This is a genomic window from Polaribacter sp. 20A6, from assembly GCF_011378915.1.
Taxonomy (GTDB): Bacteria; Bacteroidota; Bacteroidia; order Flavobacteriales; family Flavobacteriaceae; genus Polaribacter; species Polaribacter sejongensis.
The window spans coordinates 333,480-348,972 of the sequence record NZ_WTPZ01000003.1 but is presented as its reverse complement, the minus strand read 5'-3'; the positions used below and the strand labels follow the sequence as shown (position 1 = coordinate 348,972).

11 protein-coding genes are annotated in these 15,493 nt (G+C 32.4%); 1 reads left to right on the top strand and 10 read right to left on the bottom strand.

Annotation, left to right across the window (positions count from 1 at the left end; all coding sequences use genetic code 11):
- Positions 1 to 20: 20 nt before the first annotated feature.
- The gene (locus tag GQS57_RS08865; RefSeq protein WP_205860244.1) at positions 21 to 1,208 is read left to right on the top strand and encodes a pyridoxal phosphate-dependent aminotransferase; all 1,188 of its coding nucleotides are present in this window, start codon (positions 21 to 23) and stop codon (positions 1,206 to 1,208) included.
- 602 nt (positions 1,209 to 1,810) lie between these two features.
- Here GQS57_RS08865 and ftsZ read toward each other — a convergent pair.
- The 10 genes from ftsZ to GQS57_RS08815 all read right to left on the bottom strand — a co-directional run bounded on the left by ftsZ (position 1,811) and on the right by GQS57_RS08815 (position 15,490).
- On the bottom strand, positions 1,811 to 3,664 hold the full coding sequence (gene ftsZ / locus GQS57_RS08860; protein WP_165732502.1) for a cell division protein FtsZ: 1,854 nt from the start codon (positions 3,662 to 3,664) through the stop codon (positions 1,811 to 1,813).
- Between the two features lie 64 nt (positions 3,665 to 3,728).
- Positions 3,729 to 5,084, bottom strand: coding sequence for a cell division protein FtsA (gene ftsA / locus GQS57_RS08855; protein ID WP_165732501.1), 1,356 nt, complete (start codon positions 5,082 to 5,084; stop codon positions 3,729 to 3,731).
- Positions 5,085 to 5,090: 6 nt separating this feature from the next.
- Positions 5,091 to 5,816: a cell division protein FtsQ/DivIB gene (locus tag GQS57_RS08850; RefSeq protein WP_165732500.1), complete on the bottom strand. Its 726-nt coding sequence runs from the start codon at positions 5,814 to 5,816 to the stop codon at positions 5,091 to 5,093.
- Positions 5,806 to 7,158: a UDP-N-acetylmuramate--L-alanine ligase gene (gene murC / locus GQS57_RS08845; protein WP_165732499.1), complete on the bottom strand. Its 1,353-nt coding sequence runs from the start codon at positions 7,156 to 7,158 to the stop codon at positions 5,806 to 5,808. Before murC ends, GQS57_RS08850 begins: the two co-directional genes overlap by 11 nt.
- Positions 7,155 to 8,249, bottom strand: coding sequence for an undecaprenyldiphospho-muramoylpentapeptide beta-N-acetylglucosaminyltransferase (gene murG, locus GQS57_RS08840; RefSeq protein ID WP_165732498.1), 1,095 nt, complete (start codon positions 8,247 to 8,249; stop codon positions 7,155 to 7,157). Before murG ends, murC begins: the two co-directional genes overlap by 4 nt.
- On the bottom strand, positions 8,233 to 9,417 hold the full coding sequence (locus tag GQS57_RS08835; protein ID WP_165732497.1) for an FtsW/RodA/SpoVE family cell cycle protein: 1,185 nt from the start codon (positions 9,415 to 9,417) through the stop codon (positions 8,233 to 8,235). Before GQS57_RS08835 ends, murG begins: the two co-directional genes overlap by 17 nt.
- Before the next feature lie 79 nt (positions 9,418 to 9,496).
- Positions 9,497 to 10,831, bottom strand: a complete 1,335-nt coding sequence (murD, locus tag GQS57_RS08830) for a UDP-N-acetylmuramoyl-L-alanine--D-glutamate ligase (protein ID WP_165732496.1) — start codon at positions 10,829 to 10,831, stop codon at positions 9,497 to 9,499.
- Positions 10,832 to 12,058, bottom strand: coding sequence for a phospho-N-acetylmuramoyl-pentapeptide-transferase (gene mraY / locus GQS57_RS08825; protein WP_165732495.1), 1,227 nt, complete (start codon positions 12,056 to 12,058; stop codon positions 10,832 to 10,834).
- A gap of 2 nt (positions 12,059 to 12,060) precedes the next feature.
- On the bottom strand, positions 12,061 to 13,527 hold the full coding sequence (locus GQS57_RS08820) for a UDP-N-acetylmuramoyl-L-alanyl-D-glutamate--2,6-diaminopimelate ligase (RefSeq protein WP_165732725.1): 1,467 nt from the start codon (positions 13,525 to 13,527) through the stop codon (positions 12,061 to 12,063).
- 1 nt (position 13,528) lies between these two features.
- Entirely contained in the window at positions 13,529 to 15,490 is a 1,962-nt protein-coding gene (locus tag GQS57_RS08815; RefSeq protein WP_165732724.1) for a penicillin-binding protein, read from the bottom strand.
- Positions 15,491 to 15,493: the final 3 nt, after the last annotated feature.

Below are 15,493 nucleotides of genomic sequence, written 5' to 3'. Positions count from 1 at the left end.
CAACAACAATTAACAGTAAGATGAAAAATCCATTATCGGACAGAATTAACAGTTTACCTGTATCTCAAACTTTAGCAATGGCTGCTAAAGCAAGAGAACTAAGAGCAGAAGGAAAAGATATTATAGGTTTAAGTTTGGGTGAACCAGACTTTAATACACCAGATTTTATTAAAGACGCTGCAATTGAAGCTATCAATCAAAATTATAATTCGTATTCTCCAGTAGATGGATATGCAGATTTAAAAGATGCTATTTGCGTAAAGTTTAAGCGTGATAACGATTTAGTTTACAAACCAAATCAGATTGTTGTTTCTACAGGAGCAAAACAATCTATAGCAAACATTGCACAGGTATTATTAAACCCAGGAGACGAAGTTTTATTACCTGCACCTTATTGGGTAAGTTACTCTGCAATTGCAATTTTATGTGAAGCAACGTATGTAGAAATTCCTTCTTCTATAGAGAATGATTTTAAAATCACTCCAGAACAGTTAGAAGCTTCTATTACGCCTAAAACAAAAATGATTTTCTTTAACTCACCAAACAACCCAAGTGGAACTATTTATAGTGAAGCAGAATACAGAGCGTTGGCAGCAGTTTTAGAAAAACACCCACAGATTTTTATCTTATCAGATGAAATCTATGAACATATCAATTACGAAACTAAACCTTTTAGTTTTGCAGCAATTGAAAGCATGTACGACAGAACCATTACTGTAAACGGATTGGCAAAAGCATTTGCTATGACAGGTTGGAGAATTGGTTATATTGGTGCTCCAGAATGGATTGCAAAAGCATGTACAAAAATGCAAGGGCAAATTACTTCTGGTACAAACTGTATCGCTCAAAGAGCAGCAATTACTGCAGTTTTAGCGCCAGTTTCTAAAATTCAGTTTATGGTAGATGAGTTTAAAACTCGTAGAGATATCATTATTGGATTGTTAAGAGAAATAGACGGATTTAAAGTAAATGTTCCTGAAGGTGCTTTTTACGTTTTTCCAGATGTTTCTGCATTCTTTGGTAAAACCATCAACGGATTTAAAATTGAAACAGCAAGTGATTTCTCTTTATTCATCTTAGAAAGAGCAAATGTTGCAACTGTAACTGGTGAAGCTTTTGGTACACCAAACTGTATTAGAATTTCTTATGCAGCATCAGAATTACAAATTAGAGAAGCAATCAAGAGAATTAAAGAAGCGTTAAGCTAGTCTTTAAAACAAATATTTATATTGAAATCCATCTTTAATTAGGTGGATTTTTTTTGTTTGGCCGTGCCCTAAAAGTCAGGCTTAAGCTAAAAAGCGTGAGAGCTCAAACAACTGCTTCTATCCTTCACGCAAGCTTGTTTTCCTTCTTATTTCATAAATTAAGACACATAAAAAAACCACATCTTTAAAAGATGTGGTTTAGTACTTATAAAGAAAAGTATTAGAGGATTAATCGGGGGACAAAATTTTAATAATAATATAGTCCGTTGTTTTCTTATTCTTATTCAAATATAGAACTTAACTAAAGTTAATTCATATAAAATTAGACCATTAGCAATCATAAACCGTTAAAATGATACTTTAAACCGATAAGCAAATAACCTTAAAACGAATTTTTAGCCTATTAAGAATCAGAAACATCTAACTTTAAGAACAATATTTTTCAACTCTATTCTTAATTTATTATAAAAATAGTAGGATTTATATATTATAAATTTGGTAGATAAATGCTAATACAATTCCACTTATTAACTCCTTAAAAAACAAAAAACCATATCTAAAAGATATGGCTTCATGCTATTTTTGGGGGAACTTATTAAAATTTAATCTACATTGTCATGTAAAAAAGAATTATTAGATTTAAAACTAATTTCATCTGTATTCTTTTTAATAGATGTTTCTGTACTACTAATAGAACTGTTTGTGTCTAAGTTTATTCCTAGTCTTTTATAAGCTGGCTGACGCTCAATTTCATCAATGTTCTTATTCATTTGATCATTGAACTTATAATTAAAACCTTTCATTGTTTTACGTCTCTCTTCAGCTCTTTTTTGCAACTCGGTAATTGTCAAATCTAAAGGAGAAACTTCTTCACTTTGCGTTTCTATTTGGTTAACTTCTGCTTGAGGAGCTCTTGTTTTTAGTTCGAAATTAATTTCTTCTTCAACACTTTTTTTTTCAACAATTCCAGAACTTTTACCAATCGTTGGCTGTGCATCAAAATCTTCTAAAACATAACGCTTTTCTACCACTTTTCTCTCAAATACAACCTCCTCTGCTTGTGTAGCTTCTATCTCGTTTACTTTAGGAGTTTCTACTTCTGCTTTCGGATTTAAAGGTAAATCAAATAATAGGTGAGGCTGAACTGCTTTTGGCTCTTCTACAGCTTGTACTTCCTGAACTGGAGTTACATCTGTAATAACAAAATCATCCTCAGCGGCAACTTCTACTTCTACCTCATCATAATCAACCGCCATATTTACAATCTCATTGGTCGTTTTAACCAAGTTTGATTTTGGTGTTACTACTTCCTCTTCTAAAGTATGAACAACTTTTTCCTCTACAGCGTTAGTTAACGGCTCGTTTAAAGAAGGTGCTTTCGTAATGGTTTTTTCACTAAAATCATACGTCGCTTTTTGCTCATCCTCTAAGGTGTGAACAATTTTTTTTACCTCTGTATTTGTAATTGTACTTTGTTGATCTGCAGCAAAACCTGTAGCTACAATAGTTACAGCAATAGCATCACCCAACTCTTCATCTTCACCAATACCCATAATAATATTGGCATCATAACCCGCTTCATCTTGTATGTAATCGTTTATTTCACCAATTTCATCTAAAGTAACTTCATTAGTACCAGATACAATTAACAACAATACGTTCTTAGCTCCTGTAATTTTATTATCATTTAATAAAGGAGAATCTAATGCTTTAATAATAGCAGTTTTAGCTCTAGTCTGACCTTCTTCTTTTGCAGAACCCATAATTGCAGTTCCACTATTAGAAAGTACAGTTTTAGCATCATGTAAATCTATATTTTGTTTATAGTGATGCGTAATTACCTCTGCAATTCCACGAGAAGCTGTAGATAAAACCTCATCCGCTTTAGAGAAACCAGCTTTAAAACCAAGGTTTCCGTAAACTTCACGAAGTTTATTATTGTTTATCACAATTAGAGAATCAACATTTTGGCGCAATTGATCAATTCCTAACTGAGCTTGTTTAGCACGTCTTCTACCTTCAAAGGCAAAAGGCATTGTAACAATACCAACAGTAAGCACATCCATATCTTTTGCAATTTTTGCAATAATAGGAGCTGCTCCTGTACCAGTACCACCACCCATACCAGCAGTAATAAATACCATTTTGGTTTGGGTATTCAGCATTTGCTGAATTTCTTGCATACTTTCTTTAGCTGCTTGTGCTCCTACCTCTGGATTTGCACCTGCACCTAAACCAGAAGTTAAACTTACTCCTAATTGAATTTTATTAGGAACAGGACTGTTTTCTAAAGCCTGTGCATCTGTATTACAGATTACAAAGTCTACTCCTTTAATTTGTTGTGTAAACATGTGGTTTACTGCGTTGCTACCGCCTCCACCAACTCCAATTACCTTAATTGTGTTAGATTGTGTCTTAGGCATGTCAAATGAAATGTTATCGAATTCTGCGCTCATAATAACCGATATATTGTTTATTATTATTTTTTTGATTTTTGTTCTCTTTTCTTAATCTCAATCTTTATTCTGCGTTGTCCAAAAAATCTTTTAAACTTTCTGTAAACTTTTCAAAAAACGACTTCTTTTTAGGTTTTCGTTCTTTTTCTACTTCAACTACAGGTGGTCTTTCTTCTATAGGTTGTTCTTTATGTTCATCAACAACTGGTTCTATAACCTCCTCCTCAATTACTTCTTGCTCTTCTTCTACAACAGGTTTTTGTTTTTCTAAACCTTCCATCAATAGACCAACGGTTGTAGCAAAAGCCGGACTAGATAAAAGTTCATCAGATTCTCCTGCCAAATGTTCATTAGGATATCCAATTCTTGCATCCATACCTGTTATATACTCTACCAACTGGCGTAAGTGCTTTAATTGTGCACCACCACCAGTTAACACAATACCTCCAATTAGTTTCCCTTTTGCAGTTTCATGTCCGTAATTTTTTATCTCTAAATACACATGCTCAATAATTTCCTGAACTCTTGCATGTATAATTCTTGATAAATTCTTTAAAGTAATTTCTTTAGGTTCTCTACCTCTTAAACCAGGTATAGAAACTATTTCTGTTTCTTTATTTTCTCCAGGCCATGCAGAACCAAACTTTATTTTTAATAATTCTGCTTGCTTTTCTATAATAGAACAGCCTTCTTTAATATCTTCTGTAATTACATTTCCTCCAAAAGGAATTACTGCTGTATGTCTAATAATTCCATCTTTAAAAATAGCTAAATCCGTTGTTCCACCACCAATATCAATCAATGCAACTCCTGCTTCTTTTTCTTCTTGACTTAATACTGCATTTGCAGAAGCTAGAGGTTCTAAGGTAATTTCACTTAAACCTAAACCTGCACTTTTAACACAACGCCCAATATTTCTAATAGAAGAAACTTGTCCAACAACTACATGGAAATTCGCTTCTAAACGTCCTCCATACATACCAATTGGTTCTTTTATATCTGCTTGAGAATCTACTTTATATTCTTGTGGCAATACATGAATAATTTCTTCTCCTGGTAACATTACTAATTTATGAACCTGGTTTATTAAATCTTCAATATCGTTATCATCTATTACCTCATCAGCATTATTTCTTGTGATATAATCACTATGGTGTAAACTACGAATATGTTGCCCAGCAATTCCCACAACAACTTCGTGAATCTTTAAACCAGAAACACTTTCTGCCTCTTCTACTGCTTGCTGAATAGACTGAATGGTTTGCGTAATATTACTTACAACACCACGTTTTACGCCTAAACTTTTGGCTTTACCAATTCCTATAACTTCAATCTTGCCATATTCATTCTTGCGACCAATCATTGCTGCGATTTTGGTTGTACCAATATCTAAACCAATTGCTATTTTATTGTTCTCCATTTTGATTTATTTTGCGCACACAACTTGGTTGTGATATTTTAAATTAATCGTTTTATACTCTTCAATCGTTTTATCTTCAAATGTCTTGTTATAAAACGCTTTTAACTTCTTAAATTTCACATCAATTTCGGATAATTTTCCAAAATCAATTTTATAATTTCCACTTCTCACAGAAAATTGATACTCACCATCGGCAAATTTCTCTATTCCCACCACTTCTTTATGCAAAAAATCATCCTCTAAAATAAAGGATATTAATGGTAATAATTCTTTAACTTCTTCATCTTCTTTAACGCCAGAAACGAGCATTACTCTTGCTGTAAAATTATGAGACAAAGGTATTTTTACACCTTGTTTATCAACATAATAAGAATCTTTTTTATTTATAATTCTAGCAACAGGCGAACGTTGTTTTATGATCGTTTTTAGGGTCCCCGATATGGTTAAAAATACTGCTGCATTTTCAACATAAGGGTTTTCTGAAACCGTTTTTTCCAAACTGTATAAATTTATCACAGATTTCGCTTGGTTTTTCACAGTTGTATCATTTTGTATTAACAATTTATCAACCATAGAATGTGTCAAAAATTGATTGTCTCCAGCCTCAAATTCTATGACAACTTCCGATACTTTTTTATTCGAATTTCTTTTTTCAGAAAAACTAGACAAAAAGGCCAAACCTCCTATTAACAAAAGGAATGCTATGTATTTAAAAAACTTCTTAAACTTCATTTCCTATTGCTTTTAAAAGTTCATTACTTACCTCATCAACCATCATACCAATATCACCCGCACCTAACATTACAACTACTTTTGCTGATGAATTTTTAATATCTTTTTCTAAATTATTTTTTTTAGTTAATTTTTTATTCTTACAGACAACTTTATTTAATAACCATTCAGAATCTACTCCGGCAATTGGTTCTTCTCTTGCAGGATAAATATCTAGCAATAAAACTTCATCAAATTTTGATAATGCAACAGCAAAATCTTCAATAAAATCTTTAGTTCTAGAAAATAAATGTGGCTGAAAAACAACCAACACTTTATCATTAGGATACATTTCTCTAACAGAACTCTCTACTGCATTTATTGCTGTTGGATGATGTGCATAATCATCGATCAAAACAAAATCGTTTGTTTTAATTTTATACGAAAACCTTCGTTTTACTCCTTTAAAATTTGATAAACGTTCTTTTATTACTTCTAACGAAACTCCAAAAACATCTGCCATAGCTATTGCCGCCAATGCATTCATAACATTATGCTGACCTGGTAAATGGAATTCTATATTTTTTATTTCTGATGAAGGTGTTTTCACATCAAAAATATATTTACCGCTTTCTATTTTTAAGTTAAATGCAGCATAATCTGCTTCTTCATTAACTGCATACGTTACCCCCTCTAAAGGCAAACCTTTTGCTACAATTAAAGTGTTTTCTACTTTATTCGTAAACTCAATAAACGATTCGTTTAAAGCTTCAGAATCTCCATAAATATCTAAATGATCTGCATCCATAGAGGTTACACACGCAATATTAGGACTCAACTTTAAGAAAGATCTATCAAACTCATCTGCTTCTACAACACTAACTTTATCATCACCTAAAATTAGGTTAGAATTATAGTTTTCTGCAATACCACCTAAAAAAGAAGTTGCATTTACTGTATTCATAATATGACCTAAAATAGCAGAAGTCGTAGTTTTACCATGTGTCCCCGCAACCGCTAAACAGAAAGTTGTTTCCGTTATTTTTCCTAAAATTTCAGCTCTCTTTAAAACCGTAAAACCATTCTCTAAGAAATAACTTAGTTCAGCATGATTTTTAGAAATTGCTGGTGTGTAGACCACCAACGTTTTTTCAGTATCTAAAAATGAAATAGGGATATTTTTCACAGCATCTTCAAAGTGAATTTCAACACCCAAACCTTCTAAACCTAAAGTAATTTGAGTTGCAATTTTATCATAACCAGCCACAATTTTCCCATTAGACGCAAAGTAACGAGCAACTGCACTCATTCCTATGCCTCCAATTCCGACAAAATAGACGTTATGTATAGTATTTAAATTCACTTTTTTAATAATTTTTCTACTTCATTAACAATATCTGTAGTTGCTCCTGGAAGCGCTAATTCTTTTATATTTTCGGACAAATTACTTTGTTTTTCTTTATCTTTTAATAACGTTTCAAAAACAATTGGAAACGACTCTAATTCACTTTCTTTTAACAAAATTGCGCCATGCTTATCTGCAATTGACTTTGCGTTTTTTGTTTGATGATCTTCCGACACATTTGGTGAAGGAATAAACAATACTGGCTTACCCACAATACACAATTCTGAAACTGAACTTGCGCCTGCTCTAGAAATAATGATATCTGATGCAGCGTAGGCAAAATCCATTCTATTTACAAACTGATGTACTTGAATACCTTCTATTTCGTTGTATTTTTTATACTCTTCGAAATATAATTTACCACATTGCCAAATAACCTGAACCCCTTGTTTTTTAAAGAATTCTAGATTAGCTTCCACCAATTGATTTATTTTTCTTGCTCCTAAACTACCTCCTAAAACTAAAATAGTTTTTTGCTCTTTTTCTAATTTAAAGAATGCTTTTCCTTCATCTGTTTTAGAATGAATAGATAATAAATCTTGGCGAACAGGATTTCCTGTTTTAACAATTTTATCCGCAGGAAAAAAACGTTCTAAATGATCATATGCAACACATATTTTGTGCGCTTTTTTACTTAATAATTTATTTGTAATTCCTGGAAACGAATTCTGTTCTTGTATTAACGTAGGAATCCCCTTTCTATTTGCCATTATTAAAGTTGGCCCACTTGCAAAACCACCTGTACCAATTGCTACATCTGGTTTAAATTTTCTAATAATTTTAGAAGCATTCCATAAACTACTGATCAACTTAAAAGGAAAAGACAAATTGTCTACAGTTAACCTTCTTTGTATTCCAGAAATCCACAGTCCTTTTATTTCATATCCCGCTTGCGGAACTTTTTCCATTTCCATTTTATCCTTTGCACCTACAAACAAAAATTTGGCATTCGGATACCGCAACTTTAATTCGTTTGCAATAGCAATTGCAGGATAGATATGCCCTCCTGTACCTCCTCCAGAGATCAATATATTAATCGAGTGTTTCATGAAGTATGTTTAAAGGGTTATCATCTAAAATATCTTCTTCTGTTTCATCTGTCGATGCACTTACACTTAAAATCATTCCTAAAGCAAAACAAGTCATCCAAATAGAAGTACCACCACTACTAATTAGCGGTAAAGTTTGCCCTGTTACTGGAAATAAATTGGTTGCAACCGCCATATTTATGGACGCTTGAAAAATAATAGGAAGTCCAACTCCCACCACCAACAAAGTCCCAAAAATTGTGGTTGTTTTTCTAATGACTACAAAAATTCTAAACAAAAGAATAAAATAGATAGACACTATTAAAAAACCACCAACTAATCCATATTCTTCTACAATTATGGCAAAAATAAAATCTGATGTAGATTGAGGTAAAAAGTTTTTTTGCACACTTTTACCAGGACCAACACCAAAAGTTTCACCCATTGCAATTGCAATTTTCGCTTTCTCTACTTGATACTGTTCTTTCCCTTCATCATCAGAAAAACTAGCGATTCTGTTTTCCCAAGTTTGTACTCTATTTGGCATTAAATCTGGAAACGCTTTGGCTGCTAAAATAAAAATTAACAACAAACCAATTCCTGCTCCTATTATAAATCCTAAGTACTTAACTGGATATCCACCAATAAAAGTTACAATTAAAATCATCGTGAAAATAATTGCCGTTGTAGAAAAGTTTGCCGGTAAAATTAAGATTAAAACAACTGCAACTGGCAACCATAATTGCCACAAGCTATCTTTAAAACCAATTGTGTTATCTTTATTCCTAGACAAATACCTTGCTACATAAACCATTAACACTAAACCTGCCAAAGTAGAAGTCTGAAAACCAATTCCTCCAATACTAATCCATCTACTTGCATTTGCTCCTCCAATGGTTGTACCCTGAGACAGCGTATAAATCAATAAAAAGACAATTACAGGAAGCATTATAACGGAGCCACCAGAGAAAAATCGATAAGGCACTTTATGAACCCCATAAATAATGGCAAATCCCATTATTAACAGCACAATATGCTTTATCAAGTACCCAAAAGAAGAACCAGAACCAACAACATACTCCAAGTTTGTGCTTGCGCTATAAACTGGCATAAATGAGAATATTGCCAAAATAGCAACAATTGCCCAAATGGTTTTATCTCCTTTTATATATTGAAAAATGGTTTTCATTAAATAGTACTTAGATTTTTTAAATATTAAACTTTACTTTATAATACAACGTATAAACAGTTACACGATTACACAATTTTTATAAACTTCTTACTGCTTTCTTAAATTGACGACCTCTATCTTCATAGTTTTCAAACAAATCGAAACTTGCACATGCTGGCGACAATAAAACAGCTTCTCCACTTTCTGCTAATTTGTGAGATACTTTTACAGCTTCTTCTGCTCCTGCAGTTTCTACTATAATATCTACCACGTTTCCAAAAGTGTTTTTAATTTTATCATTATCAACACCTAAACAAACAATTGCTTTTACTTTTTCTCTTACCAAAGGCAACAAATCATTATAATCGTTCCCTTTATCTACACCACCAACAATCCAGATAGTAGTTTTGTCCATACATTCTAACGCATAATACGTTGCGTTTACATTAGTTGCCTTAGAATCATTTATATACTCTACACCTCTAACTTTTGCTACATTTTCTAAGCGATGCTCTGCTCCTTCAAAATCTTCTAAACTCTCAATAATAACTTGCTTTCTAGCTTTTAATAATTGAGCCGCCATAGTAGCTGCCATAGCATTTTTGGTATTGTGTTTTCCTTTTACTGATAAAGTTGATAACGGCATGTTAATTTTGTCTTTATTTATATTGATAATAATATTATTGTCTTTGATATACGCTCCATACTCTAATTCTTTTTCAAGCGAAAACGGAACTAATTTTGCGCTTGTTTTATGTTCTTTTAACCAATTATTGATGGCTTTATCATCTGCATCATAAATTAAATAATCGGTTGCTGTCTGATTCTTTGTGATCCTAAATTTTGAATCTATATATTTATTAAAATCGTATTCGTACCTATCTAAATGATCTGGTGTAATATTTGTTAAAATTGCAATATGACTATTAAAATTCTCTATTCCGTCTAACTGAAAACTACTTAACTCTAACACATAGTTTTCATAAGATTCTTCCGCAACTTGTTGCGCAAAACTGTCACCAATATTACCTGCAACACCTACATTTAATCCTGCTTTTTTTAAAATATGATGCAGTAATAATGTTGTGGTTGTTTTTCCATTAGAACCTGTAATCCCTACAATAGTCGCGGCTGTAAACTGTGCTGCAAATTCAATTTCTGAAACAACAGGAATTGAATTTTCTCTTAGTTGCTGAATTAAAGCAACCGTGTCTGGAATTCCAGGACTTTTCATCACTACATCAGCATTTAAAATTTTGCTTTCTGTATGTTGATTTTCCTCAAAATCGATCTCGTTATTTAAAAGAACTTCTTTATACTCTTTTGATATTTTATTTTTATCTGAAACAAAGACTTCGTATCCTTTTTGTTTTCCTAAAAGCGCTGTACCAACACCACTTTCTCCTCCACCAAGAATTACAAGCCTTTTCATTTATCTTAATTTTAAAGTAACAATTGTAAATACTGCTAACAAGATTCCAATAATCCAAAAACGGACTACAATTTTACTTTCGTGATAGTTTGATTTTTGATAATGGTGATGTAAAGGCGCCATTTTAAAAATTCTTCTTCCTTCTCCAAATTTCTTTTTGGTATACTTAAACCAAGAAACCTGCATAATTACCGAAAGGTTTTCTATCACAAATATTCCTGCTAAAATTGGCAACAATAACTCTTTACGAATAGCAATTGCAATAACCGCTATAATTCCACCAATAGTTAAACTCCCCGTATCTCCCATAAAAACCTGAGCAGGAAACGTATTGTACCACAGAAAACCAATTAATGCTCCTGCAAACGCCAATATAAAAACAGTCATTTCACCAGAATCTGGTATATACATTACATCTAAGTAATCTGCAAAAATGATATTCCCAGAAACCCAAGCAAACACCGCTAAGGTTAGCACTATTATGGCAGATGAACCGGTAGCTAAACCATCAATTCCATCTGTTAAATTTGCACCATTTGAAATTCCTGTTACAATAAAAACAGTTACAAAAATGAAAACAATCCACCCATATTTCTCGTATCCATCACCTAAAAAACTGAAGGCTTTTGAATATTCTAATTCGTTATCTTTAAAAAATGGCACTGTAGTTTTAGTAGATTTATGCGCTTCTCCAAAAACAATTTTTCGCCCATCCTTATTTACTATTTGCTGCTCTTTTGGTAATTGCTCTTTTATGGTAACTCCATCATTAAAATATAACATAGAACCTACAATAACACCTAAACCAACCTGACCTAAAACTTTAAACTTACCGCTTAAACCGCCTTTATCTTTTTTGAAAACTTTTATATAATCGTCTAAAAAGCCAATTAATCCCATCCAAACGGTAGTAATAATCAATAAGATTACATAGATATTATCTAATTTAGCTAATAACAAAACAGGAATTAAAGTTGCTAAAATGATAATAACACCTCCCATTGTTGGCGTACCCGTTTTTTGTTTCTGTCCGTCTAAACCTAAATCTCTTACCGTTTCACCTACTTGCTGGTTTCTTAAAAAATCTATAATTCTTCTACCATAAATGGTTGAAATTAATAATGATAAAATAAAAGCTCCCGCAGCTCTAAATGTGATAAACTGAAACAATCCAGCACCAGGGAAATCCATTATATTTTCTAAATATTCAAATAAATAATATAGCATTCTTAATTATTTTTTAATTGATTGAAACAGTTCTTTACTTCTTCTAAATCATCAAAATGAGCTCTCACTCCATTAATTTCTTGATAATTTTCATGTCCTTTACCTGCTATTAAAATAATATCTCCTGTTTCAGAGAATTTACAAGCAGTTTTAATTGCTTGTCTTCTGTCTAAAATTGACAATGTTTTTTTATAGTTCTCAGCTGCAACACCAAGTTCCATTTCATCTAAAATAGTCTGCGCGTTTTCTGTTCTAGGATTGTCTGACGTAAAAATCGACTGACTACTTAACTGAGAAGCAATATGTGCCATTTTTGGTCTTTTCGTAACATCTCTATCACCACCACAACCAACTACTGTTATCAGTTTTTCATTACCGTTTCTAATATCGTTAATGGTTTCTAACACGTTTTTTAAAGCATCTGGCGTATGTGCATAATCTACAATTGCCGTAACCCCATCACTTGAAATAACATACTCGAAACGACCACTTACATTCTCTAACTGACTAATTATGGTTAAAATTTCTAACTTCTCTAACCCTAACAATTCTGCTGTTGCAAAAATTGCTAATAAGTTAGAAGCGTTAAACTGACCGATTAACTTGGTCCAAACTTCTGTTTCATTTATTTTTAAAAGCGTACCAGAAAATTGCTTTTCTAAAATCTTAGCTCTATAATCTGCTAATGTTTTTAAAGCATAAGTTACTTTCTTAGCTTTCGTATTTTGCAACATAAAGTCGCCATTTTTATCATCGATATTAGTAAGTGCAAATGCTGACTTAGGTAATGAGTCAAAAAACACTTTCTTTACATCTCTGTATTCTGCAAACGTTTTATGATAATCTAAATGATCATGAGATAGGTTGGTAAAAATTCCACCAGCAAACGTTAATCCCTCTGTTCTTTTTTGATGAATTCCATGAGAACTCACTTCCATAAAACAATAATCTACACCTGCATCAATCATTTTATCTAAATAACTGTTGATGGTTACAGAATCTGGAGTTGTATGCGTTGCCTTAAACTCAACATCATCAACTAAAATTTTAACTGTTGAAAGTAAACCTACTTTATAACCTGCTTTTTTAAATAATTGATACAAAAGTGATGCTATCGTAGTTTTACCATTTGTACCTGTAACACCTACTAACGGCATCTTATTCGACGGGTTTTCATAAAAATTAGACGCCATTATCGCCAAAGCAACATTAGCATCTGCAACCTGAATATATGTAATTCCCGTTTTTTTATCCACAGGAAAATCTTCACAAATAATTGCAACTGCACCTAAACTAATTGCTTTCTCAATATATAAATGACCATCTACTGAAACTCCTTTTTGAGCAACAAAAACGTCATTCTTTTCAATTTTTCTAGAATCGAAAACAACAGCATTTACTTCAATATCTGTAATCCCAAATACTTGATCAATAGCAACCTGATATAATATGTCTTTTAAATTCTTCAGTTTATGAAAGTTTTAAAATAATAGTTCGTCCTTTTATTAATTTTTCTCCTTTTCTTAGTGATTGAGACTTCACTTTACCAACACCAGTAAACTGTACTTTTAATCCGATATTTTCTAACAAAGCCAAAGCATCCATACCAGACATTCCTCTAACATCCGGAATTTCTTGATACTCTACATTTGATTTTTTATCAAAATCTAAATACTGCTTATCAATAGCTGCAAATTCTATTTTATCATCTACAGATTGATTGTCTATAGGAGTTGTTGTATAAATCTTCTGTGCAATCTCCTTAAAAACAGGTCCAGCAACTGTTGCACCATAATATCCTTTCTTTTTCTTCGGATCATGAATAACTACAATACAAGAGTATTTTGGATTATCAGCAGGAAAAAAACCAGCAAAAGAAGCCACATAACGTTTACTTGAATAAAAACCGCCTTCCCATTCTCCTTTACTATTTTTAGTTCTAGGAATGTATTTTTTAGCAGTACCTGTTTTACCCGCCATAGAAAAATTAGGAGAATAAATACCTCTACCTGTACCTTTTTCTACTACGTTTTCCAACACTTTTTTCAACTTACTTAAAGTTTCATCAGAAGCTATTTTCGGATTTAAAACCTCAGTTTCAAAAACTTTTTCAACCTTATCTTCCTTTCTTAATTCTTTTACAAATCTTGGTTTCACCATTACACCATTGTTTGCAATAGCATTATAAAACATTAATGTTTGCATTGGCGTTATAGAAATACCATAGCCCCAAGACATCCATTCTAATGAAATTTTACTCCATTCTTTATCTTTTGGATTTGGTATGTAAGGTTTCCCTTCTCCTTTTATCTGAAAACCAATTGGCTCTGTAAAACCATATTCAGCTATTTTATCATAAAACCTTTGAGGGTTTTTATCATAATATTTCTGAATCACTTTTACCACACCAACATTAGAAGAAACCTCTAAAATTCGACCAACAGAAATCTTACCATAACCTCCGTGATGAGAATCTTCTACTTTTCTTCGATTTACAAAAATCCTACCTTTTTCTGTATCTATAACCGTAGATGTATCTACAACCTTATCATCTAAAGCAATCATCATACTTGCTAACTTAAAAGTAGAACCAGGTTCATGACTCTCCCAAACAGCATAATTCCTTTTCTCGTAATAAGTACCCCTAGAAGTTCTACCTAAATTAGAAATTGCTTTTATCTCACCTGTAGCAGTCTCCATAACCACTGCACAACCATGTTCCGCCTCAAAATACTCTAACTTATCTAACAAAGCATGATGCGTAATATCCTGAATATTAACATCTATTGTTGTTATAATATCATGCCCATCAACAGGCTCCTTTTCATTTACATCATTTATAGGCTTCCATTGATTTTTAGCGATTTTCTGTTTCCATCTTAATCCATTCTGTCCCTGCATATAATCTGCAAAAGCTCCTTCTATCCCTGCTTCACCTCTAAAATCATCATACCCAATTGTACGTTCTGCAATTTTACCAATAGGATGCGCTCTTACCGTTTTATGTTCCGCTATAAAACCTCCAGAATACACACCTTTGTTAAAAATTGGAAATTCTTTAACCTTCAAATAATCTGTATACCCTACATTTCTAGCGATTAACAAATACCTGTTTCTTCTCTTTTTTGCAGTTCTTAATTTATTTTGATAATAGTAAGGTGTTTTACCAAACATACCAGAAAGAGCCTTAGACAATGCTACAAAGTTTTTTTCAAAAACCTCACTATCCACAGCCACCACATCCATCCTAATTGTAAATTTAGACATAGAAGTAGCCAACAAATTACCATCTGCCGCATAGACATTTCCTTTATTCGCGTAAATAGTATCTTGTCTAATCGTTAATTCTGTAGACAATTTTCTATACTTATCTCCCTCCGTATGTTGAATGGAAAAAATACGAAACACAATAGCCAACAAAAACAGCGTCATAAA